Genomic DNA, 25,940 nt, shown 5'->3' with positions numbered 1-25,940 from the left:
ACACCACATGCAGCTGATCACCCGTGCCGACTGGCACGCCAAGAAGCCCACGACCAGTTACACCCGGCTGGCGTCCACCAGGGGCGTCAAGATCCACTACACCGGCGGGAAGGTGCCATCCGACCTGCCGGACGCCGACAACCACGACAAGTGCGTCGACCTGGTCAGGGACATCCAGCGCATGCACATGTCCGGCGGGCGCGGCGAGACCTACATCGACCTCGGCTACAACATGGTGTGCTGCCCGCACCGGCGCACCTTCATGGGCCGGGGTCCGCACGTCCTGCCCGCCGCCAACGGCCCGGGGCTCAACTCCGGCCACTACGCCGTGCTCGCCCTGCTCGGCAACACCGGGTTCACCGAACCGAACGACGACCTGCTCAACGCCCTCGTCGACGCCATCGAGTACCTGCGCGAGCACGGCGACGCCGGCGACGAGGTCAAGGGCCACCGGGACGGCTACGACACCGACTGCCCCGGCGACCCGCTCTACCACTGGGTGCGAGGGGGCGCCGAACGCCCCTGAGCCGCATGCGTCCCGAGGACACCCCGCGAGCGGCGGCCGCCACGGACGTCCATGGCGGCCTCGACGGCCACCGCGTGCGCGACGAGAGGCGGGGCGCTAGACCAGCCGGCCCACGTGGGCCAGCGCCTGCTTGAGCAGCACGCCCTGGCCGCCGGTCATCTCCTGCTGCACGGCCGGCGAGGACGCCTCCTCCGGGGTGAACCAGACCAGGTCCAGGGCGTCCTGCCGGGGCCGGCAGTCACCGGCCACGGGCACGATGTAGGCCAGCGACACCGCGTGCTGGCGCGGGTCGTGGTACGGCGTGACGCCCGGCGTCGGGAAGTACTCCGCGACGGTGAAGGGCTGCGGCGAGACTGGGATGCGCGGCAGGGCCACCGGCCCGAGGTCCTTCTCCAGGTGGCGCAGCAGCGCGTCGCGGATGCGCTCGTGGTGCAGCACCCGCCCCGAGACCAGCGCCCGGCTGACCGTGCCGTCCGCCGCGATCCGCAGCAACAGGCCCACGCGGGTCACCACGCCGGTCTCGTCGACGCGCACCGGCACGGCGTCGATGTAGAGGATCGGCAACTGGCCGCGCACCGACTCGAGCTCTTCGGGTGCCAGCCATCCAGGCGCGGTTTCGGTCTTTTCGGTCATCTGCCGATCGTATGCCCCGCGCCGCCACTGACAGCGTAAGCCCCACCGACCGATCCCCGGACGGGGTCAGGCCCGCCGGGCCGGCCTGCTCCTGCCCGCGATCCACGACGCCGTGCAGACGACCAGCACGATGCCCATGAACGGCAGGTACTCGGCGACTCTTCTCATGACAGATCACGCTCCGCTCTCGACTTGGCGAGCCGCCGGCGTTGCGGCTCGACGGTGTACCGGGGGTCGCACGCCGAGGCCGTCCCGGCGTGGAAGATCCCGAACCGGGTGCACACCGACCCGGCCAGCAGGGCCGCCCCCGCGGCCACCGCCGCGACCCTGCTGCGCGCGCCCAGGCCCTGACCGAGCAGGGCGCCCGCGACCGACAGCGCCTGGCCCGCCCTGAGCAGGCGGCTGCGCCGCAGCGGCTCGGCGGTCAGGCCCATCCGGCGTTCCATGCGGACGGCCGCCGCGCACTCCAGGGCCGCCCCCAGCACCGCCGCCCGCCGGGCCGGGGCCGCCTGCGCGACCGGCGCGGCCAGCATGCCGAGCCCGCCCGCCGACGCGGCGGCCGAGCCCGCGAACAGGAACGGCATCTCCCTGAACCCGTCGTGCCAGGCCGGGACGGCGGTGTCGCAGATCAGCGCGGCGGTGTAGGTGGCCAGCGCCGGCCCGGTCAGCCCGGCCCCCACCGTGGCCGCCCGGCCCAGCCGGGGGAACCGCCCGGTCACCCCGGTGAGCGCGGCCAGCCCGGCCTGCGGCCCGTACGCGGTCAGGATCCAGGTGCCGACGCTCATCGGCGAGGTCACCTTGAACACCCGCAACATGTTCAGGAAGCGCGACGGCTTGCCCAGGTCGTGGATCAGCGAGTACAGCGAGCCGCCGACCGCGCCCAGGGCGGCCACCTTGGCGGCGCGGGCCAGCGCCGGGCGTCCGGTCAGCTCGGCGGCGGCGGCCAGCGTGGAGGAGGCGCCGGCCAGGCCGCCGAGGAACAGGTAACCGGCGATGTCGTGGTCGCTCCAGGGCGTGCTGTTCAGCACCGGCAGGCCGTAGTAGGAACCCGCCTCCGGCTCGGGCGGCCGCAGCGAGCGGCTGCCGCGGCCCGCCGAGCCGGGCGTGGCCTCGCGCTCGGTGCGCAGGCCGGGCGCGTCGTCCAGGCGCACGTCGGTCTGGTTGCTCATCCGCCCCTCCTCCAGGCCGCCGCGGCGGCCATCCCGGCCAGCAGGACCAGCGCCGCCGCGCCGGCGTGCCGCCACATCGACGGCAGGTCCGCGGTGGTCACCACGGGGTCCGGCGGCAGGCCGTACACCTGGGGCTCGTCCAGCAGCAGGAAGAAGGCGCCGGTGCCGCCCACGCCGTCGGCCGGGTCGTGGCCGTACAGGCGGGCCGAGGACACGCCCGCCGCGCGCACCTGCTCCAGACGGCGGTCGGCGCGCTCGCGCAGCTCGTCCAGCTCGCCGAACTGGATGGAGTCCGTCGGGCACGTCTTGGCGCAGGCCGGCTCCTGGCCGACCTCCAGCCGGTCGTAGCACATCGTGCACTTGGCGGCCGTGCCGGTCTCCGCGCGCCGGCCGATCACCCCGAACGGGCAGGCGGGCACGCAGTAGCCGCAGCCGTTGCAGACGTCCTCCTGGACGACGACCGTGCCGTACTCGGTGCGGAACAGCGAGCCGGTCGGGCAGACGTCCAGGCAGGCCGCGTGCGTGCAGTGCTTGCACACGTCGGAGGCCATCAGCCAGCGGAAGTCCAGGTCACGGGCGCCGGTCTCCTGGTGGCCCAGCGGCTTGCGCTGCTCGACGAACGCCACGTGCCGCCAGGTGTCGGCGCCGAGCCCGACGGAGTTGTCGTAGGACATGCCGGTGAACAGCAGCCCGTCCTCCGGCACCGCGTTCCACTCCTTGCAGGCCACCTCGCACGCCTTGCACCCGATGCAGACGCTGGTGTCGGTGAAGAAGCCCATGCGCCTGGGCGGGTCGTCGTAGCCGGCGTCGAGCGGCGCCCGGTCGAGGTCGAAGGCCACGGCTCACACCTCCGTTCCGGTGTGCTCGGTCACGCCCGCCCGCCGCCGGTAGGCCAGCACCAGCTCCGACAGGGCCGGGCCACGCGGCCTGCGCCCGGGGCGGATGTCCGCCGACAGGGCCTTGACCTCCTGGATGTGGGAGTTGGGGTCGAGCGAGATGGCCGACAGCTCGTTGGCCGCGTCGCCGGTGGCCAGGCCGTTGGGGCCGAAGTGGAAGGGCAGCCCGATCTGGTGCAGGACCTTGCCGTCCAGGTGCAGCGGCGCCATCCGGTCGGTGACCAGCACGCGGGCCTCGATGGCGCTGCGCGCGGTGATGATCGTGGCCCACTCGCCGTGCACGAGCCCGCGCTCGGCGGCCAGCTCGGGCGAGACCTCGCAGAACATCTCCGGCTGCAGCTCGGCCAGGTACGGCGTGTGCCGGCTCATGCCCCCCGCCGTGAAGTGCTCGGTCAGCCGGTACGTGGTCACCACGTACGGGTAGACCGACGCGCCCGGCTCGGCCCCGCTCGGCTGGTACCGGTTGTCCTCGTGCCGGTAGAGCTTGCGGGCCGGGTTGCGCTGCCGCCCGTAGAGCGGGTTGGCGACCGGCGAGTCCTGGGGCTCGTAGTGGCTGGGCAGCGGGCCGTCGACCACGCCCGAGGGGGCGAACAGCCAGCCCTTGCCGTCGGCCTGCATGATGAACGGGTCGATGCCCGACAACGCCGCCGGTCCCTGCGCCCCCGGCTCGGGCCGGTAGGACGGCGGTTTGCGCTCCTCGAAGTCCGGCACGTCGAGGCCGGTCCAGCGGCCGGCGTCCGCGTCCCACCAGACGAGCTTCTTGCGCTCGCTCCACGGACGGCCGTCCGGCGCGGCCGAGGCCCGGTTGTAGAGCACCCGCCGGTTGGCCGGCCACGCCCACGCCCACTCGGCGGCCACCCAGTCCTGCTCGGCGGCCGGTTTGCGGCGGGCGGCCCGGTTGACGCCGCCGGCGTACACGCCGCAGTAGATCCAGCAGCCGCACACCGTCGAGCCGTCGTCCTTGAGCTGGCTGTAGCCGTCGAGCGGCCGGCCCTCGGCGTCCCAGCCGTTGATCTCGGCGAGCACCGCCTCGGCGACCGGCTCGGCCGTCTCGCCCTCGACGGGGTAGTCCCAGGTGAGGTCGAGCAGGGGCCGGTCCATCGGGTCGGCGGAACCGGCCAGCTTCTGCCGGATGATCCGCCCGAGGTGGTACATGAACCACAGGTCGCTGCGCGCGTCGCCGGCCGGCTCGACGGCCCGGTGGTGCCACTGCAGCCAGCGGTTGGTGTTGGTGAAGCTGCCGCTCTTCTCGGTGTGGGCCGCGGCGGGGAAGAAGAACACCTCGGTGCCGATCCGGGAAGTGGTCAGCTCGCCCGTCTCGATCTCGGGGCCGTCCTTCCACCAGGTGGCGCTCTCGATCAGGTTGAGGTCGCGCACCACCAGCCAGTCGAGCTCGGCCATGCCCAGGCGTTGCATCCGGGAGTTGGCCGAGCCCACCGCCGGGTTCTCGCCGAGCAGCAGGTAGCCCTTGCAGGTGCCGTCGAGCTGCGCGAGCACCGTGTCGTACGTGCTGTGCGAGCCGGTCAGGCGCGGCAGGTAGTCGAAGCGGAAGTCGTTGTCGCGCGTGGCCGCCGGGCCCCACCACGCCTTGAGCAGGCTCACCAGATAGGCGGGCATGTTCGCCCAGAAGCCGCGGCAGGAGGCGTCGGCGCGCAGGAAGTCGCGCATCTTCTCGTGCTCGTGGGCGTGCGGCATCGGGATGTAGCCGGGCAGCAGGTTGAACAGCGTCGGGATGTCGCTGGAGCCCTGGATGCTGGCGTGCCCGCGCAGCGCCTGGATTCCGCCGCCGGGGCGGCCGATGTTGCCGAGCAGGAGCTGCAGGATGCTGGCGGTGCGGATGAACTGGGCGCCGTCGCTGTGCTGGGTCCAGCCCACCGCGTAGACGAACTCGGCGGTCCGCTCCGGCCCCGAGTTCTCCGTCAGGTGGCGGCAGACCTGGGCGAACAGCTCCGGCGGCACCCCGCACACCTGCTGGACCATCTCCGGCGTGTAGCGGGCGAAGTGGCGGCGCAGCACCTGCAGCACGCAGCGCGGGTGCCGCAGCGTCTCGTCCCGCCGCATCTCGCCGCCCAGCGGGACGCCGGTGCCGCCCTGCACCTCGGCGCGGCCGGCCGGGAGGCTGCCCGCCGGCCGGTCGTAGTCCTCGTCCCGCTCGCCGGAGGCCGCGACGGTGTGCATGCCCTCGTACTGCCAGGTGTCGTCCTCGTAGCAGCGGTTCTCGGCATCGAAGCCGGAGAACAGGCCGTCGAGGTCCTCGGCGTCGCGGTAGTCCTCGCGCAGGATGGTCGCCGCGTTGGTGTAGTGCAGGACGTAGTCGCGGAAGAACAGCTCGTTCTCCAGCACGTGGTTGACGATCGCGCCGAGGAAGGCCACGTCCGAGCCCGCCCTGATCGGCACGTGCAGGTCGGCCAGCGCGCTGGTGCGGGTGAACCGCGGATCCACGTGGATGACCACCGCGCCGCGGGCCTTGGCCTCCATCACCCACTGGAACCCGACCGGATGCGCCTCGGCGAAGTTCGACCCCTGGATCAGCACGCAGTCGGAGTGCTGCAGGTCCTGCAGGAACGTCGTGGCCCCGCCGCGCCCGAACGACGTGCCGAGCCCCACCACGGTCGAGCTGTGGCACACCCGCGCCTGGTTCTCGATCTGCACCACGCCGAGCGCGGTGAGCAGCTTCTTGATGAGGTAGTTCTCCTCGTTGTCCAGCGTCGCGCCGCCCAGGCTGGCGATGCCCATCGTGCGGGCCACCCGGCGGCCCTTGTTCTCCCACTCCCAGGTCGCCCGGCGGGTAGCGATGATCCGGTCGGCCACCATGTCCATGGCGGTCTCCAGGTCGAGCTCCTGCCAGTCGGCGGCGTACGGCGGGCGGTACAGGACCTTGCTCAGCCGTCCGGAGCCGGTGGTGAGCTGGAGGCTGGAGGCGCCCTTCGGGCACAGCCGGCCCCGGCTGATCGGGGAGTCGGGGTCGCCCTCGATGTGCACGACCTTCTCATCACGGACGTAGACGTTCTGGGCGCAGCCCACCGCGCAGTACGGGCACACCGACTTGACCACGCGGTCGGCGGCGGCCGTCCGGGCCGGGTGCGCGCCCGTGCGCGGCGACTTCACCGCGGCGGCCCGGCCGAGCTTGTCCTTGCCGGTGAGCTGCCGCAGCAGCGGCCAGGAGAACCCCATGCCGCTCACGCGCCCGTCTGGCGCATGCGCCGGTCGCTCCAGGCCCGCTCGCGCATCCAGGCGCGCACGTCGCCGCGCTCGACCGGCCCGACCTCGCGCGGGTTGACCAGGTGCTGGGTACGCCCGGCCAGCAGGCCCGGCCGTCCGCGCCGGCGTGCCACCGCGTCGCTCCCGTCGGCCGGCACGCCCGTCGCGATCAGGTACGCGCGCCCCGCGGGCACGCCCAGCAACCTGGCGATCTCGGCATAGTCCAGCCCCTGCGACAGCAGCCGCAGCACCCGCTCCTTGCTCGGCATCGTTCCCCCCGGCGCCCGTGCCCCCCGATTCCGGTCCTCCCCTTCGCAGGCAGGAGGAAACCCGAAGTCCCAGGTCAAAGGCGTACTTGGGGGACAGTTGGCGTCAGGCCAGGCGGGCGGCGGCCTCCGTCCAGGCGGCGGCGTCGCCGGAGGGCTCGTAGCGGCGCAACTCCTGCGTGTCGGCCACCAGCGCGCGCATCCCGGCCAGGTCGGCGACCAGCCCGGCCGTGCGCGCCTGCACCAGGACGTTGCCGAGCGCGGTCGCCTCGGCCGGCCCGGCCACGACCGGCAGCCCGCAGGCGTCGGCGGTGAACCGGCACAGCAGCTCGTTGCGCGACCCGCCGCCCACCAGGTGCACGACCTCCACCTCGCGGCCGGACAGCTCCATCGCCTGCCGGATCGCGTTGCGGTGCCCCAGCGCCAGGCTCTCCAGCACGCAGCGGACGATGCCCGCCGGCGTCGAGGGAGGCCGCTGCCCGGTGCGGCGGCACTCGGCGGCGATCCGCGCGGGCATGTCGCCCGGCGGCAGGAACACCGGCAGGTCGGGATCCACCACGGCGGCGAACGGACGTTCGCGCGCCGCCGCCGCCAGCAGGTCGCCCAGCGAGGAGCCGGGCCAGGCCCGCAGGCACTCCTGCAACAGCCACAGCCCCATGACGTTGCGCAGGTAGCGGACGGTGCCGTCGATCCCGGCCTCGTTGGTGAAGTTGGCCGCCCGGCCCGCCTCGGTGAGCACGGGGGCGGCCAGCTCCACCCCGGCCAGCGACCAGGTGCCGCACGAGACGTAGGCGAAGGCGGGCCCGGCGGCCGGCACGGCGGCCACGGCCGAGGCGGTGTCGTGCGAGGCCACCGCCCGCACCGGCGCCGAGAAGCCGATCTCCGCCGCGACGTCGCGGCGCACCCCGCCGATCGGCTCGCCCGGCTGCCGCAACCGGGGGAAGATCCCCTCCGGCAGGCCCAGACGGTCGATCAGCGGCACCGCCCAGGACCGGGTGCGCACGTCGAGCAGGCCGGTGGTCGAGGCGTTGGTCACCTCGGCGCCGATCTCGCCGGTCAGCCAGTAGCCGATCAGGTCGGGGACGAGCAACATCGTCGCGGCCCCGTCCAGCCGGTCGGCCAGGAGCTGGTAGATCGTGTTGAACGGGAGCACCTGCAGCCCGGACACCGCGTACAGCGCCTCGGCCCCGATCAGCTCGGCCACCTGCCCGGCCACCCCCCGCGTACGGTCGTCGCGGTAGTGGACCGGGTTGCCGAGCAGCGCGCCGGTCTCGTCCAGCAGGCCGTAGTCGACGGCCCAGGAGTCGACGCCGATCGAGGTGACCGGCCCGGCCGCGCGCAGACCGGCCAGGATCTCGCGGTAGAGGCCCAGGACGTCCCAGTGGAGGCGGCCGGCCAGGCGGACCGGGCCGTTGGGGAAGCGGTGGACCACGGACGTGGCGAGTCCGTCCGACAGGTCGGCGACCAGCACCCGGCCGCTGGAGGCGCCCAGGTCCACGGCGGCGAATCGGCTCATTGGGTGGACTCCCTCGCGACCAGTTCGGGCTGGAACATGATGTGCTGGTGGGCGTGCTCGGCCGGGTTGTCGCACTCGTCCAGCAGCAGCTCGGTGGCGATGCGGCCGAGCTGGTACGTCGGCTGCCGCATCGAGCTGAGCGACACGGCCGAGGCGGCGGCGAACTCGATGTCGTCGTAGCCCATCAGCGCCACGTCGTCGGGCACCCGCACCCCGGCGCGCAGCAGGGCCCGCAGCACGCCCAGCGCGAGCAGGTCGTTGGCGCAGAACACGGCCTCGGGCAGGCCGTCCGCCATCAGGTCGGCCGCGGCCTTCTCACCCGCGCGGGCGGTCATCGCGGCCGCCCCGACCACCCGCAGCGAGGCGGGGTCGAGCCCGGCCGCGGCCAGCGCCTGCGCCGCGCCCCGCCGCCGCTCGGCGCACTGCCGGATGGTCAGCGGCCCGGTCACGTACGCGACGCCGTTCCCGCCCCTGGCCAGCAGATGCCGCACCGCGGCCCGGCCGCCCGCGACGTCGTCCACCGCGACCGCGCACTGGTCGGGCCGGTGGGCCGGGTGGTCGACGAGCACGACGCTGATGCCGCGCTCGCGCAGCCGGTCCAGCCGGGCCGGGTCCTCGCCGGACGGGGTGATCAGCACGCCGCGCACCCGCTGCTCGGCCAGCACGCCGAGGTTGCGCTCCTCCTTGTCCGGGGAGCCGGCCGAGTTGCCGAGGATCACCGCGTAACCCAGCTCGCTGGCGACGTCCTCGACCCCGGCGGCGACCTCGGTGAAGAACGGGTTGCCGATGTCGATGACGCTCAGGCCGATCGTCCTGCTGTGGCCGGCGCGCAGGGTCGAGGCCGATCCGTGCCGGACGAAGCCGAGCTCCCGGATCGCGGCCTCCACCCGCTCGCGGGTCGCCGGGGCGACCTTCGCCGGTCTGTTCAGGACGTTGGAGACCGTCCCCGGGGAGACGCCGGCGCGGGCGGCGACGTCCTTGATGCTGACCATGGCCATGGCGCCACATTAAAACGTACCAACGGTGATGTTGGCCAGTGCCACCGATCTGACCGGGCGACGCATTGACAGCGCCCCCGTGTGATCGTAGTTTCCTCCGCGACAGATTAAAACGTTTTGAAGAGGGGTGACCGTGCGACGCGTCTGCTTCCTGCTCAAGGTCCGTCCCGAGCGGCTGGCGGAGTACCGCGAACGCCACCGGGCCGTCTGGCCGGACATGCTCGACGCGCTGCGCCGCGCCGGCTGGCACAACTACTCGCTCTTCCTGCGCGAGGACGGCCTGCTGGTCGGCTACCTGGAGACCGCCGACTTCGAGGCCGCCAGGAAGGCGATGGAGGCCACCGAGGTCAACGCCCGCTGGCAGGCCGAGATGGCGCCCTTCTTCGAAGACCTCGACGGCCGGCCCGACGAGGGCATGCGGCCGCTGGACGAAGTGTTCCACCTGGACTGATCGGGAAGTCATGACCACTGACATCAAGGCCGCCCTGCGCGCGCTGCACATCGAGACGCCCTCGTGGGCGTACGGCAACAGCGGCACCCGGTTCAAGGTGTTCGCGCAGCGGGGCGTGCCGCGCGACCCGTACGAGAAACTGGCCGACGCCGCCCAGGTGCACGCCCACACCGGCGTCGCGCCCACGGTCGCCCTGCACATCCCCTGGGACAAGGTGGCCGACTACGGCCACCTGGCCGCCCACGCCCGCGAGCTCGGCGTCGGCATCGGCGCGATCAACTCCAACGTCTTCCAGGACGACGCCTACATGCTCGGCAGCGTCACCAACCCCGACCCGGCGGTCCGCCGCAAGGCGCTGGCGCACCTGCTGGAGTGCGTGGACATCATGGACGCCACCGGCTCGGACACCCTCAAGCTCTGGTTCTCCGACGGCACCAACTACCCCGGCCAGGACGACATCCGCGCCCGCCAGGACCGCCTGGCCGAGGCCCTGTCCGCGGTGTACGCCCGGCTCGGCGAGGGACAGCGCTTCCTGCTGGAGTACAAGCTGTTCGAGCCCGCCTTCTACACCACCGACGTGCCCGACTGGGGCACCGCCTACGCCCACTGCCTCAGGCTCGGCCCCAAGGCGCAGGTCGTCGTGGACACCGGCCACCACGCGCCGGGCGTCAACATCGAGTTCATCGTGGCGTTCCTGCTGCGCGAGGGGAAGCTCGGCGGCTTCGACTTCAACTCCCGCTTCTACGCCGACGACGACCTCATGGTGGGCGCGGCCGACCCGTTCCAGCTCTTCCGCATCATGTACGAGGTCGTGCGCGGCGGCGGCCTGGCCGCGGGCGTGGCGTTCATGCTCGACCAGTGCCACAACATCGAGCCCAAGATCCCCGGCCAGATCCGCTCGGTCATGAACGTCCAGGAGGCCACGGCCAAGGCGCTGCTCGTCGACCGGGACGCGCTGGCCGCCGCCCAGGCCGGAGGAGACGTGCTGGGCGCGAACGCCGTGCTCATGGACGCCTACAACACCGACGTGCGGCCGCTGCTCGCCGAACTGCGCAAGGAGACGGGCCTCGCGCCCGACCCGATGGCCGCGTACGCCAAGTCCGGATATTTCGAGAAAATCGCTGCCGAGCGCGTCGGCGGCACGCAGGCCGGCTGGGGGGCCTGACCATCATGGACGTCATCAACGAGCTCCTGGACCGCTCCCACCGCCTGGGCGCCGACCCGCGCAACACCAACTTCGCCGGCGGCAACACCTCAGCCAAGGGCCGCGCCGCCGACCCGGTCACCGGCCGGGACGTCGACCTGCTCTGGGTCAAGGGCTCCGGCGGCGACCTCGGCACGCTCAAGGAGGCGGGCCTGGCCGTCCTGCGCCTGGACCGCCTGCGCGCGCTGGCCGCCGTCTATCCCGGCGTCGAGCGCGAGGACGAGATGGTCGCCGCCTTCGACTACTGCCTGCACGGCAGGGGCGGCGCCGCCCCCTCGATCGACACCGCCATGCACGGCCTGGTCGAGGCCGCCCACGTGGACCACCTGCACCCCGACGCCGGGATCGCCCTGGCCACCGCCCGCGACGGCGAGGAGCTGACCCGGCGCGTCTTCGGCGACCGCGTGGTGTGGGTGCCGTGGCGGCGGCCCGGCTTCCAGCTCGGCCTGGACATCGCCGCCGTCAAGGAGGCCAACCCGCAGGCCATCGGCTGCGTGCTCGGCGGCCACGGCATCACCGCCTGGGGCGCCACCTCGCAGGAGTGCGAGGCCCGCTCCCTGGAGATCATCCGCACCGCCGAGGAGTACCTGGCCGCGAACGGCCGTCCCGACCCGTTCGGGCCGGTGCTCCACGAGCCGCTGCCCGAGGACGAACGGCACGCGCGGGCCGCCGCGCTGTTCCCGGTCGTGCGCGGGCTGGCCTCCTCGGACGCGCGGCAGGTCGGCCACTACACCGGCACCCCGGAGGTGCTGGACTTCCTCTCCCGCGCCGAGCACCCGCGCCTGGCCGCGCTCGGCACGTCCTGCCCCGACCACTTCCTGCGCACCAAGGTCGCCCCGCTGGTCCTGGACCTGCCGCCGGACGCGCCCCTGGACCAGGCGGTCGCCCGGCTGCGCGAGCTGCACGCCGCCTACCGCGCCGACTACACCGCCTACTACGAGCGCCACGCCACCCCGGACTCGCCGCCGATGCGCGGCGCGGACCCGGCGATCGTGCTGGTGCCCGGCGTCGGCATGTTCTCCTTCGGCAAGGACAAGCAGACCGCCCGCGTGGCCGGCGAGTTCTACGTCAACGCGATCAACGTCATGCGCGGCGCCGAGTCCGTCTCCGCCTACGCGCCCATTCCGGAGTCGGAGAAGTTCCGGATCGAGTACTGGGAGCTGGAGGAGGCCAAGCTGCGCCGGATGCCGAAGCCGAAGCCGCTGGCCGGGCGGGTGGCGCTGGTCACCGGCGCGGGCTCGGGCATCGGCGCGGCGACCGCGCGGCGGCTGGCCGCCGAGGGCGCGTGCGTGGTGCTCGCCGACCGCGACCAGGCCGCCGCGGGGAAGGTCGCCGCCGAGCTCGGGGCCGGGGCGTACCGGGCGTCCGACGTCGCGGTGGCCGTGGAGGTGGACGTCACCTCCGAGGAGCAGGTCGTGGCCGCCGTACGGGCCGCCGTGCTCGCCTTCGGCGGCGTGGACCTGGTGGTGAACAACGCCGGCCTGTCGTTGTCGCGCTCCCTGCTGGAGACCAGCCTGGACGACTGGGACCTGCAGCACGACGTGATGGCGCGCGGCTCGTTCCTGGTCTCCCGCGAATGCGCCCGGGTGCTGATCGATCAGGCGATGGGCGGGGACATCGTCTACATCTCCTCCAAGAACGCCGTCTTCGCCGGGCCGAACAACGTCGCCTACGGCGCGGCCAAGGCCGACCAGGCCCACCAGGTCCGCCTGCTGGCCGCCGAGCTGGGCGAGCACGGCGTCCGCGTCAACGGCGTCAACCCCGACGGCGTGGTGCGCGGCTCGGGCATCTTCGCCTCCGGCTGGGGCGCCAACCGCGCGGCGGTGTACGGCGTGGAGGAGGAGCGCCTGGGCGAGTTCTACGCCCGGCGCACCCTGCTCAAGCGCGAGGTCCTGCCCGAGCACGTGGCCGCCGCGGTCTACGCGCTCACCGGCTCCGACCTGACCCACACCACGGGCCTGCACGTCCCGGTGGACGCGGGCGTCGCCGCCGCCTTCCTCAGGTGAGCCCGGGTGGCGGCCTCACGAGTAGGCCGCCACCACCCCCACCACCATCAGCAGCGCCCCGGCGGCGGTGACCACGCAGCCCGCCGCCACGGCCGCCCGCCTGGCCCGCCGTCCCGCCCCGGCCCAGTAGAGCAGCACGTAGGGCAGGAACCCGATCCCGCCCAGCCCCACCGCGGGCAGGGCCATCGCGGCCAGCACGCCTCTGGTCCCGGCCGGTGCCGCCCGGTCGCCCTCGGGCGTGAGCTGCGCCCGCGTCACGTCGCCCGCCGCGGAGTCGGGGGAGGCGTCCACCGGGACGGACGGGCCGCCGGAGTCGGGCGTGAACCGCCCCTTGCAGTCGTAACGCCCCTGGCCCAGGTCGGCGCAGGAGAGCACGGTCAGCGTCCCCGGCGTGCCGGTCCGCCCGGTGGCCAGCCGGAAGTCCTGGACCGACAGCACCGCCGGCAGCACGCAGATCCCCACCCACAGCAGCACGATGACGGCGCGCCCGAACGGCCCGGGACCGGGCCCGCGCGACGGGGTGACGAAGGTGAGATCGGGCAGGAAGTCGCTCATGCCCGGCAGCATCCCGCCCGCCACTTGGGATTGGCCTGGAAAGGACTGGGACATGGACCCGTCACCGGCGCGGGCCGTCCCGGCTTGCATAATCATCCTCTTGAGTGCATCATCTTCACAAGCAAGGTCATGAGATAGGGTGCATACTTATGCAGGAGGGCCGGATGAGAGCAGCGATCGCGGGAGCCAGCGGCTACGCCGGAGGTGAGCTGCTCCGCCTCCTGCTCGGCCATCCCGAGTTCGAGATCGGCGCGCTCACCGCGGCCTCCAACGCCGGCAGTCTGCTCGGCGCCCACCAACCGCACCTGCCGCAGCTCGCCGACCGCGTCCTGGAGGAGACCACGCCCGGCGTGCTCGCCGGGCACGACGTGGTCTTCCTCGCGCTGCCGCACGGCCACTCGGCCGCCGTCGCCGCCGAGCTCGGCGAGGACACGATCGTGGTCGACTGCGGCGCCGACCACCGGCTCGCCGACCCCGCGGCCTGGCAGGAGTTCTACGGCGGCGACCACGCCGGCACCTGGCCCTACGGCCTGCCCGAGCTGCCCGGCCAGCGCGAGGTGCTGCGCACAACCCGGCGCGTCGCCGTCCCCGGCTGCTACCCGACCTCGGTGTTGCTGGCCCTGTGGCCCGCCTTCGCCGCGGGCCTGGCCGGTCCCGACGTCGTCGTGGTGGCCGCCAGCGGCACCAGCGGCGCGGGCAAGGCGGCCAAGCCCCACCTGCTGGGCAGCGAGGTCATGGGCTCGGTCAGCGCGTACGCCGTGGGCGGCGTCCACCGCCACACCCCCGAGATGGAGCAGGGGCTGTCCGCCGTCGCCGGCGCCCCCGTACGCGTCTCCTTCACCCCCACCCTGGCCCCCATGAGCCGCGGCATCCTGGCCACCTGCACCGCCCCCGCCGCCCCCGGCCTCACCCGCGAGTCGCTGCGCACCGCCTACGAGGTCGCGCTCAAGGCCGAGCCGTTCGTCCGGCTCCTGCCCGAGGGCGTCTGGCCGGCCACCTCCATGACGTACGGCGCCAACACCGCCACCCTCCAGGTGACGCTCGACGAGCGCGCCGGCCGCGTGGTCGCCGTCATCGCCATCGACAACCTCACCAAGGGCACGGCCGGAGGCGCCGTCCAGAGCGTCAACCTCGCCCTCGGCCTGCCGGAAGAGCTCGGCCTTCCCCTGACAGGAGTTGCTCCATGAGTGTCACCGCCCCACTGGGCTTCCGGGCCGCGGGCATCGCCGCCGGCATCAAGTCCGGCGACGCCCGCGACCTGGCCCTCGTCGTCAACGACGGGCCCAGCCGCGCCGCCGCGGGCGTCTTCACCGCCAACCGCGTCAAGGCCGCTCCCGTGCTCTGGTCGCAGCAGGTCCTGGCGGGCGGGCGGCTGCGCGCGGTGGTGCTCAACTCCGGCGGCGCCAACGCCTGCACCGGCCCCGAGGGCTTCCAGGACACCCACGCCACCGCCGAGAAGGTCGCCGAGGTCATCGGCGACAGCGCCGGCGAGATCGCGGTCTGCTCCACCGGCCTGATCGGCGAGCGGCTGCCGATGGAGGCCCTGCTGACCGGCGTCCAGACCGCCGCTGGCCAGCTCTCCCGCGACGGCGGCCTGGCCGCCGCCGACGCCATCCGCACCACCGACACCGTCTCCAAGATCTCCTTCAAGCGGGCCGACGGCTACATGGTCGGCGGCATGGCCAAGGGCGCCGGCATGCTCGCCCCCGCCCTGGCCACCATGCTCTGCGTGATCACCACCGACGCCGACCTGACCAGCGAGGAGCTCGACACGGCGTTGCGCGCCGCCACGGCGACCACCTTCGACCGGCTCGACTCCGACGGCTGCATGTCCACCAACGACACCGTGCTGCTGCTGGCCAGCGGCGCCGCCGGGGTCAGGCCCGACCTGGCCGAGTTCGGGCAGAAGGTGCAGGAGGTCTGCGCCGACCTGGCCAGGCAGCTGCTCGTGGACGCCGAGGGCGCCTCCAAGGCGATCGCCGTCGAGGTCGTCGGCGCCGCCTCCGAGGACGACGCCGTCGAGGTGGGCCGCACCGTCGCCCGATCCAACCTGCTCAAGTGCGCCATCCACGGCGAGGACCCCAACTGGGGCCGCGTCCTGGCCGCCGTCGGCACGACGAAGGCCGCCTTCGAGCCCGACCGGGTCAACGTCGCCATCAACGGCATCTGGATCTGCCGCGACGGCTCCGTCGGCGACGACCGCTCCAAGGTCGACATGCGCCCCAGGGACGTGACGATCACCATCGACCTGTCGGCCGGCCGCCACAGCGCCACGATCCACACCACGGACCTGACCGCCGAGTACGTCCACGAGAACTCGGCGTACTCCTCGTGAGGGCCGTCACCGCGGCCACCAAGGCCGAGGCGCTGATCGAGGCGCTGCCCTGGCTGACCCGCTTCCACGGCGCGACCGTCGTCATCAAGTACGGCGGCAACGCCATGACCGACGAGTCCCTCAAGGAGGGCTTCGCCGAGGACGTCGTGTTCCTGCACCACGCCGGCCTGCGCCCGGTCGTCGTCCACGGCGGCGGCCCGCAGATCAGCAGCGCCCTCGACAGACACGGCATCGAGTCCACCTTCACCGCCGGCCTGCGCGTCACCACGCCCGAGGCCATGCAGGTCGTCAGGATGGTCCTGGTCGGCCAGGTGGGCCGCGACATCGTCGGCCTGGTCAACCGGCACGGCCCGTTCGCCGTCGGCATGTCCGGCGAGGACGCCTGCCTGTTCACCGCCGAGCGCAAGCCCGCGCTCGTCGACGGCGAGCCGGTGGACATCGGCCAGGTCGGCGAGATCGTCAAGGTCGATCCCGGCGCGGTGCGCGCGCTGATCGACGACGGCCGCATCCCGGTCGTCTCCAGCGTCGCCGTCGGCGTCGACGGAGAGATCTACAACGTGAACGCGGACACCGCGGCCGCCGCGCTGGCCGTGGCGCTCGGCGCGCAGAAGCTGATCGTCCTCACCGACGTCGAGGGCCTGTACGCCAACTGGCCCGACGACACCGACGTGATCGACCAGCTCGACGCCGACGAGCTGGAGAAGCTGCTGCCCACGCTGTCCAGCGGCATGGTCCCCAAGATGGAGGCGTGCCTGACCGCCGTGCGCGGGGGAGTGCCCCAGGCGCACGTCCTCGACGGCCGCGTGCCCCACTCGATGCTGCTGGAAATCTTCACCAACGAAGGAATCGGAACCATGGTGATGCCCTCATGAGCCTCCACGAGCGGTTCGAGCAGGCGTTCATGCCCAACTACGGCGTCCCCCCGATCGCCCTGGCCCGCGGCGAGGGCACCCGCGTCTGGGACGTCGACGGCAAGGAGTACCTCGACTTCATCGGCGGCATCGCGGTCAGCTCGCTCGGCCACGCCCACCCCGCCCTGGTCGAGGCCGTCTCCAAGCAGGTCGCCACGCTCGCCCACACCAGCAACCTGTTCCTGCACGAGCCCGAGGTGCTGCTCGCCGAGCGGCTGCTCGGCCTGCTCAACGCGCCCGCCCGGATCTTCTTCGCCAATTCCGGCACCGAGGCCAACGAGGCCGCCTACAAGCTCGCCCTCAAGTACGGCCGGCGCGAGGGCCGCTCCTACTTCGTGGCCGCCGAGAACGGCTTCCACGGCCGGACGATCGGCGCCCTGTCGCTGACCGGCAAGAAGGCCATCCGCGACCAGTTCGGCCCGTTCCCCGTCGACGTGCGCTTCGTCCCGTACGGCGACGCCGACGCGCTCAAGGAGGCGGTGACCGGCGACTGCATCGCGGTGTTCCTGGAGCCGACGCAGGGCGAGGCCGGCGTCGTCCCGCCGCCCGAGGGCTACTTCGAGGCCGCCCGCGAGATCTGCGACGCCACCGGCGCGCTGCTGGTCGCCGACGAGATCCAGTCGGCGATCGGCCGTACCGGCCACTGGTTCGCCCACCAGGCCGACGGCGTCACCCCCGACATCCTGACCCTGGCCAAGGGCCTCGGCGGCGGCCTGCCGATCGGCGCGTGCGTCGGGTTCGGCGAGGCCGGCCGGCTCTTCGACAAGGGCGACCACGGCTCGACGTTCGGCGGCAACCCCGTCTCGTGCGCCGCGGCCCTGGCCGTGCTGGACAACCTCGACCTCGACCACGTCAAGTCGGTCGCCGCCGGGCTGCGCGGCGGCCTGGAGGCCGTCCGCCACCCGCTGCTGAAGGGCGTGCGCGGGCGCGGGCTGTGGCTGGCCGCCGTCCTGACGGAGGAGCGGTCCACGCGGGTGCAGCAGGCCGCCGCCGAGGCGGGCTTCCTGGTCAACGCCCTCCAGCCGGACGCCGTGCGCCTCGCGCCCCCGCTCGTGGTCACCCACGAGGAGGTGACCGCCTTCGTCGAGGCGTTCCCCGCGATCCTTGAGGAGGCGTCGGCGTGACCCGGCATTTCCTGAGGGATGACGACCTGACGCCGGAGGAGCAGGCGGAGGTGCTCGACCTGGCCGCCGCGATGAAGAAGGACCGGTTCGGCTACCGACCGTTCGAGGGCCCGAAGACCGTCGCCGTCCTGTTCGACAAACCCTCGGCCCGCACCCGCGTCTCCTTCCACACCGGCATCGGCGAGCTCGGCGGCCTGCCGCTCGTCGTGGACAACGTCGCGGTGCTGATGGGCAGGGGCGAGCCGACCGCCGACATCGCCCGCGTGCTCGACCGCCAGGTGGCCGCCATCGTGTGGCGCACCACCGGGCAGCGACTCGTCGAGGAGATGGCCGCCGCCTCGGCGGTGCCCGTCGTCAACGCGCTCACCGACGACTTCCACCCCTGCCAGATCCTCGCCGACCTGCAGACCGTCCGCGAGCGGCTGGGCGGCACGGCCGGGCTGACGCTGACCTACGTCGGCGACGGCGCCAACAACATGGCCCACTCCTACCTGCTCGGCGGCGCCACGGCCGGCATGCACGTCCGGATCGCCGCCCCGGCCGGCTACCAGCCCGACGCGGTGATCCTCGGCCAGGCCGCCGCCGTCGCGGCCAGGACCGGCGGATCGGTGGTCGCGATGACCGACCCGGCCGCCGCCGTCCAGGGGGCGCACGTGATCGCCACCGACACGTGGGTGTCCATGGGGCAGAGCGGCGAGCAGGAGCGGGCGGCGGCGTTCGCGCCGTACCAGGTGAACGCCGGGCTGCTGGAGCACGCCGCGCCCGAGGCGATCGTCCTGCACTGCCTGCCCGCCTACCGCGGCAAGGAGATCACCGCCGACGTCCTCGACGGGCCGGCCAGCGTCGTGTGGGACCAGGCGGAGAACCGGCTGCACGCCCAGAAGGCCCTGCTCCACTGGCTGGTGACCCGCGGATGACCATCCCGATGACCAAGGCCGCGCGGCAGGCGAAGATCACCGACCTGCTGCAGCGCAAGGCCGTGCGCTCCCAGCCGGAGCTGGCCAAGCTGCTGGCCGAGAGCGGCGTCGAGGTCACCCAGGCCACCCTCTCCCGCGACCTGGACGAGCTCGGCGCGCTCAAGCTGCGCGCCGACGACGGCTCCCTGGTGTACGCGCTGCCCGGCGAGGGCGGCGACCGCATCCCGCTCACCAGGACCGGCGGCGGCGGCGAGACCCCGGCGGCGCGGCTGCACCGCATCGCCGAGGAACTGCTGGTGGCCGCCGAGGCCTCGGCCAACCTGGTCATGGTCCGCACCCCGCCGGGCGCCGCCCAGTTCCTCGCCTCCGCCATCGACCACGCCGACTGGGAGTCGATCCTCGGCACCGTGGCGGGCGACGACACGATCCTCGTCATCAGCCGGGATCCGGCGGGCGGCCAGGCCGTCGCCGAGGCGCTGCTGCGCGTGGCGGACCGGCGTGGCTGAACCGGTCGCCGGGATCGCGGCCGCCCCTGACGCAAAGAAGGGCTGAGTTGCACTATGGTCGCGTGGGAAATGGAGGAGATGACGGTGAGTGATGGCAAGCCGATGCGGCTGTGGGGCGGGCGCTTCGAGAGCGGTCCGTCCGACGCGCTGGCCCGGCTGTCGGTGAGCGTGCACTTCGACTGGCGGCTGGTGCCGTACGACCTGGCGGCGTCCAGGGCGCACGCCCGCGTGCTGCACAGGGCGGGGCTGCTGAGCGACGAGGAGCTCGAGCGCATGATCGGCGCGCTCGACGACCTGGAGGCCGCCTGCAAGGCGGGCGAGTTCCGCCCGACCGTGGCCGACGAGGACGTGCACACCGCGCTGGAGCGCGGCCTGCTGGAGCGGCTCGGCTCGCTCGGCGGCAAGCTGCGCGCGGGCCGCAGCCGCAACGACCAGATCGCCACCGACCTGCGCCTCTACCTCCGCGACCACGTGCGCAGCATCGTCTCCCGCCTGGTCGAGCTGGAGACCGCGCTGATGGCCCAGGCCGAGCAGCACGCCGAGACCGCCGCGCCGGGCATGACGCACCTGCAGCACGCCCAGCCCGTCTCCTTCGGCCACCAGCTCCTGGCCCACGTCCACGCCTTCACCCGCGACATCGACCGCCTCACCGACTGGGACAAGCGCGCCGCGGTCTCCCCGCTCGGCTCCGGCGCCCTGGCGGGCTCCTCGCTGCCGCTCGACCCGCAGGCCGTGGCCGAGGAGCTCGGCTTCTCCGCCGCCGCGCCCAACTCGATGGACGCCGTCGCCGACCGCGACTTCGCCGCCGAGTTCCTGTTCGACGCGGCGATGATCGGCGTGCACCTGTCGCGGCTGGGCGAGGAGATCGTCCTGTGGGCCTCGCAGGAGTTCCGCTGGATCGAGATGGACGACGCCTACTCCACCGGCTCGTCGATCATGCCCCAGAAGAAGAACCCCGACGTCGCCGAGCTGGCCCGCGGCAAGTCCGGCCGCCTGATCGGCAACCTCATGTCGATGCTCACCACGCTCAAGGGCCTGCCGCTGACCTACAACCGCGACCTGCAGGAGGACAAGGAGCCGGTGTTCGACTCGGTCGACACGCTGCTGCTCGTCCTGCCCGCGATGGCCGGGCTGGTCGCGACCATGCGCGTCAACACCGCCCGCATGGAGGCCTCGGCCCCCGACGGCTTCGCCCTGGCCACCGACCTGGCCGAGCTGCTGGTGCGGCGCGGCGTGCCGTTCCGCGACGCGCACGAGGCCGTCGGCCACCTGGTGGTCTGGTGCCAGGTCAACGACAAGGACCTCGGCGACCTGAGCGACGACGAGCTGGCCAAGGTCTCGCCGCACCTGACGCCCGACGTCCGCGACGTGCTCAACGTGCCCGGCGCGCTCGCGGCCCGCAAGGCCCACGGCGGCACCGCGCCCGACCGCGTACGCGACCAGCTCGTCGCCCTGCGCGAGGCGGTCGACGCGCAGGCGGCATGGGCCTCGGGCAACTGAGCGCCGCGCCGCTGCCGCGGAGTTTCTTCGACCGGCCCTCGCACGAGGTCGCGCCCGACCTGCTCGGACGCGTCCTCGTGCACGGCCCGGTCGCCGTGCGGCTCACCGAGGTCGAGGCGTACGGCGGCCCCGGCGAGGACCCGGCGGCCCACACCTACCGCGGCAGGACCCCCCGCAACGCCGTCATGTTCGGCCCGCCCGGCCACCTGTACGTGTACTTCACCTACGGCATGCACTTCTGCGCGAACCTCGTCTGCCTGCCCGAGGGCCACGGCTCGGCCGTGCTGGTCCGCGCCGGCGAGATCGTCGCCGGCCTGGACGAGGCCCGCACCCGCCGCACCCCCGCCGCCGGCCGCTCCCCGGCGGGCGGTCAGGGCGGCCGGGGCGGGCGGGTCCCGGACCGTGACCTCGCCCGCGGCCCCGCCCGGCTGGCCGTCGCGCTGGGCCTGCTGCGCGAGCACAACGGCCTCGACGCGATCTGGGAAGGCGCACCCGCGGCCCTCGATCCCCTCACCGGGCACTCCGGGCGTTTTGGTCACGGGCCGGAGCACGCGACCTGGCTCACCGGCCTGCCCCACGGGTCGGCCGCCGTGCTCGAAGGCCGGCCCGCCGACCCCGGCACGATCAGGTCAGGCCCGCGCACCGGCGTCTCGACCGCCAAGGAGACCCCGTGGCGGTTCTGGATCGACGGCGACCCGACCGTCTCGCCGTACCGGGCTCACGTGCCGCGCCGGCGCAGCTCCGCGGCCACCTCCGTGGGGGAGACGCCCAGCTCGTGAGCGCTGAAGACGTGCAGGTGGTCGCCGGTGTCGATCTCCAGCATCTCGCTGCGCACCCCGAACCGCCTGCGCACGTCCACCGTGACGTCCTCGATCGCCGCCCACGGCACGTGCCGCCGGCCGGCGAACCCGTGCACCACCGTGATCCCGTCCGCGTCGGCCGACAGCCGCACCGGCACCAGCACGTCGCGCAGCCCCATCCCGCCCACCAGCACGGCCGCCGGCACCGCGAGGATCACCCCGCGCACGTCTCCGGCCACCCACCAGAAGACGGCGAGCCCGGCGCACGCCAGAGCCCCTAAGATCTTGAAAACGGCCAGCTCGCGACGGACCCTCCACATGGACACCGAGCGTATCCAAGTGGCGCGCCGGCACACCGATCGGGCAGGCTAAAGGCACCGACTCCGACTCAGGGAAGCCACATCACCGTGACCGACATCATCGACGACCTCGCGTGGCGAGGATTGATCGCCCAGTCCACCGACCTCGACGCCCTGCGCGCGTCCATGGCCAAGGCACCGATCACGGTCTATTCCGGTTTCGACCCCACAGCGCCGTCCCTGCACATCGGCCACTTCGTGCCGCTGCTCACGCTGCGCCGCCTGCAGCTCGCCGGGCACAACCCGATCGGCCTGGTCGGCGGCGCCACCGGCCTGATCGGCGACCCGAGCGGCCGCAACACCGAGCGCTCGCTCAACTCCAGCGAGATCGTCGCCGAGTGGGTGGAACGCCTGCGCGGCCAGGTCGGCAAGTTCCTCGACTTCGACGCGGAGTCCAACCCGGCCCGCCTGGTCAGCAACCTCGACTGGACCGGTGAGCTCAGCGCCATCGACTTCCTGCGCGACATCGGCAAGCACTTCCCGGTCAACCGCATGCTCGCCAGGGAGTCGGTCTCGGCCAGGCTCGCGGGGGAGGGGCTCAGCTACACCGAGTTCAGCTACCAGATCCTGCAGTCCAACGACTACCTGGAGCTGTTCCGCCGCTACAACTGCACCCTGCAGATCGGCGGCAGCGACCAGTGGGGCAACATCACGGCGGGCGCCGACCTGATCCGCCGCATCGAGGGCGGCCACGTGCACGTCCTGACCCAGCCGCTGATCACCAAGGCCGACGGCACCAAGTTCGGCAAGACGGCGGGCGGCGCGCTCTGGCTCGACCCCGAGATGACCTCCCCGTACGCCTTCTACCAGTACTTCCTCAACTCCGACGACCGGGACGTGATCCACTACCTGAAGGTGTTCACGTTCCGCAGCCGCGAGGAGATCGAAGAGCTGGAGAAGGCGGTCGCCGAGCGTCCCTTCGCCCGCGAGGCCCAGCGCACGCTGGCCGAAGACCTCACCGAGCTGCTCCACGGCCGCGCCGAGCTGGAAGCGGTCATGGCCGCGTCGAAGGCGCTGTTCGGACAGGGGTCGCTGGAGGACCTGCCCGCCGCCACGCTGGAGGCCGCCCTGGCGGAGGTCCCCAAGGCCACCGTCGCCGAGCTCGGGGCGTCCTTCGTCGACCTGCTGGCCGACAGCGGGCTGGTCGAGTCGAAGTCGGCGGCCAGGCGCGCGGTCAAGGAGGGCGGCGCCTACCTGAACAACGTCAAGATCACCGACGAGGCGTACGTACCCGAGGCGTCCGACCTGCTGGCGGGCCGGTTCATGGTCCTGCGCCGCGGCAAGAAGTCGATCGGCGGCGTCGAGGTCGCCTGATCACGACCGGCGAGGCGGGCCCTCCGGGGCCCGCCTTCCGTATGGCCGGGGTCCTGCGGGTCCGCCTTCCGTATGGCCGGGCGGGTCTTGCGGGGCCCGCCTTTCGTACGGCCGGGCGGGTCTTGCGGGCCCACTCTGTTGTATGGCGAGGCGAGCTCTTGCGGGGCCACTTGCGGCCTGGCAAGGCGGGCCCTGACAGGCCCACTGTCCATGGCGAGGCGGCCCCCCGGGAGGCCCGCTGCCGCACGGCGAGGCGGCGTCCGGGAGGCCCGTCTGTCCTATTTCCGCGCCGACGTCCGTGTCGGCGTCCGCGTCGGCGTCCGTGCTGGTTTCCGTTCTGGCTTCCGTTCGAACAGGGCCACCGTCAGCCCCGGCAGATCCGCCGAGTGCTTGACCGACACGGGCTCGAACCCCGCCTGCCTCACCTGCGCCACCCGCGGCACGGAGTCGCCCTGCAACCCCGCCTGCTTGGTACCCCGCCACACCACCCAGACCCGGTCGCGCCCCTTCAACGCCGCCGCGACCTCCGACCTTTCGGGGTAGCCGAACCCGTCGGCGTCCGGCACGTCCCCTGTCTTCAGTACGTCGTCCGGCATCGCCGCGTCCGCGTAGTAGTCGAACCCGGCCCGGAGCTGGCTCTGCCCGTACACGATCGCGTCCTTCGGCTCCGCCTTGACCACTCGCAACGCCCACGGGATGTTCTCGAACCGCCCGTTCTCCTCGCGTACCGTCACATGCTCGGAAGCCGCGAGCAGACCCCCCACCAGCACGAGGGCCACCCCCGCCGGCACCGGGAACCGCGGCACCCCCGCCACGGCCACCCCCGCCAGCAGCGCGAGCGCCGGCGCAGTCACGAACAGGTACCGGTCCACGTACGCCGGCGTCACCAGCTGCGAGACCGCGAGCAGCAGCAGCGGCGGCAACACCAGCCACCCCACCCCCGCAACAGCCCACCGACCACCTTCCCCGGCCCCCGGATCAAGCCCCGCGAAACCGCCACCTTCCCCCCGCACCCGCTCAGCCCCCGCGGAACCGTCACCCAGCCCCCAAGCCTGACGAGCCCCCGCCGACCGGCTTCCGTCGTCGCGCACCCGATCACGGCCCGCCGTCGACTTCCAGAGCACCACCGCACCGGCCAGCGCGACCGCGAACAGCAGCACCCCGGCCCCGGTCGAGCCCGCCGCCATCTTCGGGAACTTGAGCCACACCTCCGGCCCCCGCTGCGGGATCCAGCTGATCGCGTGCCGCTCCCCGAACCCGACCAGTCCCAGCACGACCGCGGGCAGACCTCCGATCCCCAGCGCCACCGCCATCCGCACCAGCACCCCACGCCGCGCCAGGGCGAGGTGCGCGGGCAGCGCCAGCACCGCGAACAGGTGTGTGCAGCACACCAGCGCCACCGCCACCCCGTACGCCACCCACCGCCGCCCGCTCGGCCGCTCCACCGCCCGGTGCAGCGCCCAGAACGAGAACACCACCGCGGCCGCCGCGAACGCGTAGGACCTGGCGAAAGCCCCGTAATAGGAGACGGACGGCAGGATCGCGAACAGCGCCGCCCCGATCACGCCCGCCCGCACACTGTGCAGCCGCCTTCCGAGGTCGGCGAGGAACCAGGCCGCCACCCCGATCGCCACCGCCGACGGCAGCCGCAACCACAGCTCAGCCGTGCCGGCCTTGATCCAGAAGTGCATGAACAGGTAGTACGGCAGGAAGTGCCCGTCGATGTTCCGGGCCAACTCCCACAACCCCGCCAGTGACCGGGAAGCCGCGCTGATGGTGGCCAGCTCGTCACCGTTCAGGGTGGCCGCCCCCGTCCCCGAGAACGCCACCGCCCCCGCGACCAAAGCCATCCACCAAGGGGCAGAGGAACGCAGACGGGTCACAGGTCGAACCGAGGGGGCAATTGTGGCGGCAGTGGTCACCGGGGCAGAATACGCGCCCCTCCGAACCCCCGCCCTGCACTCTGAACCCGACAACCGTCCGAGCGACCTGCCCTCACCACAGCCTCCACACGCCAGTCACTGCCTTCGTCGCGAACGCGCTGGCGCACCGGCCACAGAACACAACCCCGCACCTCAGAGCAGCAAGTACTGCAGTCTCTCCCGCTCCCCGCCCGCAGAGCCCGAACGAGCCACCCCACCCCACTGCCTCCGCCACATCAGGCCGACCTCACTCTCACCCCTACCGCCCTTCTCCAACCCCCTTCGAACCGCTGATCACTCCCTCCCACCGCCAATCGCCCCGCCCCCGCAACCAGCCCTCGCCGACGATGGCTCGCGCAGCACGCGTGACGAGCACGGTCATCCCGCGTTCCGCCATGCTCCCGTCCGTCGATTTGACGTGTCGCGGATCGCGACCTAATCTTTCACTTCGTCCCGGGAGCGAGCCGGACGCCGATCAGGCGGACGGGCCCCAGGACAAGCCCCTTGAGATGACAAGCCACCTCGGTCGAGGCGCTTCAACGCGCTTTGACATGGGTTGTCCTCTGGCGCCCGAAGCACGCCGAATAATCGGTTGATTCGACAAGTGCCGGATGACACGGTAAGTTATGAGGGTTGCCTCGGAAGCGGGGCATCCAATCCTAGACAGGTTTGGCCCGGTTTGTTCAAGTCTCCGGATTTGACACGAAATCGGCGGGCCTGCTAAGATTAAGAAGAAGAAATGAACGCCTCTGAGCGGGGATCCGGGAACGGGTTCTGGTGAGGAAGTACGCGTCCGTTTCTTGAGAACTCAACAGTGTGTTAAAAGCCAGT

23 protein-coding genes are annotated in these 25,940 nt (G+C 72.8%); 13 read left to right on the top strand and 10 right to left on the bottom strand.

Annotated elements, in window-relative coordinates; all coding sequences use genetic code 11:
• Nucleotides 1-7 precede the first annotated feature (7 nt).
• Nucleotides 8-526, top strand: coding sequence for a peptidoglycan recognition protein family protein (locus ACWEJ6_RS20080; RefSeq protein WP_358285861.1), 519 nt, complete (start codon nt 8-10; stop codon nt 524-526).
• Between the two features lie 96 nt (nt 527-622).
• Here ACWEJ6_RS20080 and ACWEJ6_RS20075 read toward each other — a convergent pair whose 3' ends face one another.
• From ACWEJ6_RS20075 to ACWEJ6_RS20045, 7 genes are all read right to left on the bottom strand, one after another.
• Nucleotides 623-1,159 (bottom strand): NUDIX hydrolase family protein, encoded by a 537-nt coding sequence (locus ACWEJ6_RS20075; RefSeq protein ID WP_352324412.1) that lies wholly within the window; start codon nt 1,157-1,159, stop codon nt 623-625.
• Between the two features lie 164 nt (nt 1,160-1,323).
• Entirely contained in the window at nt 1,324-2,328 is a 1,005-nt protein-coding gene (nrfD, locus tag ACWEJ6_RS20070; RefSeq protein WP_452425243.1) for an NrfD/PsrC family molybdoenzyme membrane anchor subunit, read from the bottom strand.
• A complete protein-coding gene (locus tag ACWEJ6_RS20065) occupies nt 2,325-3,107 on the bottom strand; it encodes a 4Fe-4S dicluster domain-containing protein (protein WP_352364982.1) in 783 nt (260 codons plus the stop codon). The genes nrfD and ACWEJ6_RS20065 overlap by 4 nt, the downstream gene beginning before the upstream one ends.
• 63 nt (nt 3,108-3,170) lie before the next feature.
• On the bottom strand, nt 3,171-6,398 hold the full coding sequence (fdh, locus tag ACWEJ6_RS20060) for a formate dehydrogenase (protein WP_452425443.1): 3,228 nt from the start codon (nt 6,396-6,398) through the stop codon (nt 3,171-3,173).
• 5 nt (nt 6,399-6,403) lie between these two features.
• The gene (locus ACWEJ6_RS20055) at nt 6,404-6,694 is read right to left on the bottom strand and encodes a hypothetical protein (RefSeq protein ID WP_352364948.1); all 291 of its coding nucleotides are present in this window, start codon (nt 6,692-6,694) and stop codon (nt 6,404-6,406) included.
• A 103-nt stretch (nt 6,695-6,797) separates the two neighbouring features.
• Entirely contained in the window at nt 6,798-8,207 is a 1,410-nt protein-coding gene (locus ACWEJ6_RS20050; RefSeq protein WP_452425240.1) for a rhamnulokinase, read from the bottom strand.
• Complete coding sequence (locus tag ACWEJ6_RS20045) at nt 8,204-9,205, bottom strand: LacI family DNA-binding transcriptional regulator (RefSeq protein WP_452425238.1); 1,002 nt, start codon at nt 9,203-9,205, stop codon at nt 8,204-8,206. Before ACWEJ6_RS20045 ends, ACWEJ6_RS20050 begins: the two co-directional genes overlap by 4 nt.
• Nucleotides 9,206-9,338: 133 nt before the next feature.
• On the opposite strand from ACWEJ6_RS20045, the gene ACWEJ6_RS20040 reads away from it, so the two are divergent.
• From ACWEJ6_RS20040 to ACWEJ6_RS20030, 3 genes are read left to right on the top strand one after another with little or no spacing between them, the layout of a single operon-like run.
• A complete protein-coding gene (locus ACWEJ6_RS20040) occupies nt 9,339-9,656 on the top strand; it encodes an L-rhamnose mutarotase (RefSeq protein ID WP_452425236.1) in 318 nt (105 codons plus the stop codon).
• Nucleotides 9,657-9,666: 10 nt separating this feature from the next.
• Complete coding sequence (gene rhaI, locus ACWEJ6_RS20035) at nt 9,667-10,821, top strand: L-rhamnose isomerase (protein ID WP_452425234.1); 1,155 nt, start codon at nt 9,667-9,669, stop codon at nt 10,819-10,821.
• Between the two features lie 5 nt (nt 10,822-10,826).
• Nucleotides 10,827-12,866 carry a bifunctional aldolase/short-chain dehydrogenase gene (locus tag ACWEJ6_RS20030; protein ID WP_452425232.1) on the top strand — a complete coding sequence of 680 codons (2,040 nt, stop codon included), beginning with the start codon at nt 10,827-10,829 and terminating at the stop codon, nt 12,864-12,866.
• A 15-nt stretch (nt 12,867-12,881) separates the two neighbouring features.
• On the opposite strand, the gene ACWEJ6_RS20025 is transcribed toward ACWEJ6_RS20030, so the two are convergent.
• A complete protein-coding gene (locus ACWEJ6_RS20025; RefSeq protein ID WP_397165398.1) occupies nt 12,882-13,421 on the bottom strand; it encodes a hypothetical protein in 540 nt (179 codons plus the stop codon).
• Between the two features lie 164 nt (nt 13,422-13,585).
• Between ACWEJ6_RS20025 and argC the strand changes: the two genes are divergently transcribed.
• The 8 genes from argC (at nt 13,586) to ACWEJ6_RS19985 (ending at nt 21,493) form a co-directional block, all read left to right on the top strand.
• Nucleotides 13,586-14,608, top strand: a complete 1,023-nt coding sequence (argC, locus tag ACWEJ6_RS20020; RefSeq protein ID WP_452425230.1) for an N-acetyl-gamma-glutamyl-phosphate reductase — start codon at nt 13,586-13,588, stop codon at nt 14,606-14,608.
• Nucleotides 14,605-15,756 carry a bifunctional glutamate N-acetyltransferase/amino-acid acetyltransferase ArgJ gene (gene argJ / locus ACWEJ6_RS20015; protein WP_352364964.1) on the top strand — a complete coding sequence of 384 codons (1,152 nt, stop codon included), beginning with the start codon at nt 14,605-14,607 and terminating at the stop codon, nt 15,754-15,756. The genes argC and argJ overlap by 4 nt, the downstream gene beginning before the upstream one ends.
• Nucleotides 15,753-16,628: an acetylglutamate kinase gene (gene argB / locus ACWEJ6_RS20010; protein WP_452425228.1), complete on the top strand. Its 876-nt coding sequence runs from the start codon at nt 15,753-15,755 to the stop codon at nt 16,626-16,628. Before argJ ends, argB begins: the two co-directional genes overlap by 4 nt.
• Complete coding sequence (locus ACWEJ6_RS20005) at nt 16,625-17,791, top strand: acetylornithine transaminase (protein ID WP_452425226.1); 1,167 nt, start codon at nt 16,625-16,627, stop codon at nt 17,789-17,791. Before argB ends, ACWEJ6_RS20005 begins: the two co-directional genes overlap by 4 nt.
• A complete protein-coding gene (gene argF, locus ACWEJ6_RS20000) occupies nt 17,788-18,708 on the top strand; it encodes an ornithine carbamoyltransferase (protein ID WP_452425223.1) in 921 nt (306 codons plus the stop codon). The genes ACWEJ6_RS20005 and argF overlap by 4 nt, the downstream gene beginning before the upstream one ends.
• Nucleotides 18,705-19,214, top strand: coding sequence for an arginine repressor (locus tag ACWEJ6_RS19995; RefSeq protein WP_352330310.1), 510 nt, complete (start codon nt 18,705-18,707; stop codon nt 19,212-19,214). Before argF ends, ACWEJ6_RS19995 begins: the two co-directional genes overlap by 4 nt.
• A gap of 78 nt (nt 19,215-19,292) precedes the next feature.
• The gene (gene argH / locus ACWEJ6_RS19990) at nt 19,293-20,714 is read left to right on the top strand and encodes an argininosuccinate lyase (RefSeq protein WP_358285899.1); all 1,422 of its coding nucleotides are present in this window, start codon (nt 19,293-19,295) and stop codon (nt 20,712-20,714) included.
• Nucleotides 20,696-21,493: a DNA-3-methyladenine glycosylase gene (locus tag ACWEJ6_RS19985; RefSeq protein ID WP_452425221.1), complete on the top strand. Its 798-nt coding sequence runs from the start codon at nt 20,696-20,698 to the stop codon at nt 21,491-21,493. The genes argH and ACWEJ6_RS19985 overlap by 19 nt, the downstream gene beginning before the upstream one ends.
• On the opposite strand, the gene ACWEJ6_RS19980 is transcribed toward ACWEJ6_RS19985, so the two are convergent.
• On the bottom strand, nt 21,433-21,834 hold the full coding sequence (locus tag ACWEJ6_RS19980; RefSeq protein WP_452425219.1) for a PH domain-containing protein: 402 nt from the start codon (nt 21,832-21,834) through the stop codon (nt 21,433-21,435). The genes ACWEJ6_RS19985 and ACWEJ6_RS19980 overlap by 61 nt on opposite strands.
• 87 nt (nt 21,835-21,921) lie before the next feature.
• On the opposite strand from ACWEJ6_RS19980, the gene tyrS reads away from it, so the two are divergent.
• Nucleotides 21,922-23,187 carry a tyrosine--tRNA ligase gene (gene tyrS, locus ACWEJ6_RS19975; RefSeq protein ID WP_352330051.1) on the top strand — a complete coding sequence of 422 codons (1,266 nt, stop codon included), beginning with the start codon at nt 21,922-21,924 and terminating at the stop codon, nt 23,185-23,187.
• A gap of 278 nt (nt 23,188-23,465) precedes the next feature.
• Here tyrS and ACWEJ6_RS19970 read toward each other — a convergent pair whose 3' ends face one another.
• Complete coding sequence (locus ACWEJ6_RS19970) at nt 23,466-25,037, bottom strand: glycosyltransferase family 39 protein (RefSeq protein WP_452425216.1); 1,572 nt, start codon at nt 25,035-25,037, stop codon at nt 23,466-23,468.
• Nucleotides 25,038-25,940: the final 903 nt, after the last annotated feature.

The organism is Nonomuraea sp. NPDC004702, assembly GCF_053601695.1.
The sequence above is the reverse complement of the archived record's forward strand: the minus strand, read 5'-3'. Positions and strand labels throughout refer to the sequence as shown.

Excerpts from the sequence above, each read along its gene's own strand:
- ACWEJ6_RS20080 (WP_358285861.1), top strand. The coding sequence starts at position 8 with ATGCAGCTGATCACCCGTGCCGACTGGCACGCCAAGAAGCCCACGACC.
- ACWEJ6_RS20075 (WP_352324412.1), bottom strand. The coding sequence starts at position 1,159 with ATGACCGAAAAGACCGAAACCGCGCCTGGATGGCTGGCACCCGAAGAG.
- nrfD (WP_452425243.1), bottom strand. The coding sequence starts at position 2,328 with ATGAGCAACCAGACCGACGTGCGCCTGGACGACGCGCCCGGCCTGCGC.
- ACWEJ6_RS20065 (WP_352364982.1), bottom strand. The coding sequence starts at position 3,107 with ATGGGCTTCTTCACCGACACCAGCGTCTGCATCGGGTGCAAGGCGTGC.
- fdh (WP_452425443.1), bottom strand. The coding sequence starts at position 6,398 with ATGGGGTTCTCCTGGCCGCTGCTGCGGCAGCTCACCGGCAAGGACAAG.
- ACWEJ6_RS20055 (WP_352364948.1), bottom strand. The coding sequence starts at position 6,694 with ATGCCGAGCAAGGAGCGGGTGCTGCGGCTGCTGTCGCAGGGGCTGGAC.
- ACWEJ6_RS20050 (WP_452425240.1), bottom strand. The coding sequence starts at position 8,207 with ATGAGCCGATTCGCCGCCGTGGACCTGGGCGCCTCCAGCGGCCGGGTG.
- ACWEJ6_RS20045 (WP_452425238.1), bottom strand. The coding sequence starts at position 9,205 with ATGGCCATGGTCAGCATCAAGGACGTCGCCGCCCGCGCCGGCGTCTCC.
- rhaI (WP_452425234.1), top strand. The coding sequence starts at position 9,667 with ATGACCACTGACATCAAGGCCGCCCTGCGCGCGCTGCACATCGAGACG.
- ACWEJ6_RS20030 (WP_452425232.1), top strand. The coding sequence starts at position 10,827 with ATGGACGTCATCAACGAGCTCCTGGACCGCTCCCACCGCCTGGGCGCC.
- ACWEJ6_RS20025 (WP_397165398.1), bottom strand. The coding sequence starts at position 13,421 with ATGAGCGACTTCCTGCCCGATCTCACCTTCGTCACCCCGTCGCGCGGG.
- argC (WP_452425230.1), top strand. The coding sequence starts at position 13,586 with ATGAGAGCAGCGATCGCGGGAGCCAGCGGCTACGCCGGAGGTGAGCTG.
- argJ (WP_352364964.1), top strand. The coding sequence starts at position 14,605 with ATGAGTGTCACCGCCCCACTGGGCTTCCGGGCCGCGGGCATCGCCGCC.
- ACWEJ6_RS20005 (WP_452425226.1), top strand. The coding sequence starts at position 16,625 with ATGAGCCTCCACGAGCGGTTCGAGCAGGCGTTCATGCCCAACTACGGC.
- ACWEJ6_RS19995 (WP_352330310.1), top strand. The coding sequence starts at position 18,705 with ATGACCATCCCGATGACCAAGGCCGCGCGGCAGGCGAAGATCACCGAC.
- argH (WP_358285899.1), top strand. The coding sequence starts at position 19,293 with ATGACGGTGAGTGATGGCAAGCCGATGCGGCTGTGGGGCGGGCGCTTC.
- ACWEJ6_RS19985 (WP_452425221.1), top strand. The coding sequence starts at position 20,696 with ATGGGCCTCGGGCAACTGAGCGCCGCGCCGCTGCCGCGGAGTTTCTTC.
- ACWEJ6_RS19980 (WP_452425219.1), bottom strand. The coding sequence starts at position 21,834 with ATGTGGAGGGTCCGTCGCGAGCTGGCCGTTTTCAAGATCTTAGGGGCT.
- ACWEJ6_RS19970 (WP_452425216.1), bottom strand. The coding sequence starts at position 25,037 with ATGGCTTTGGTCGCGGGGGCGGTGGCGTTCTCGGGGACGGGGGCGGCC.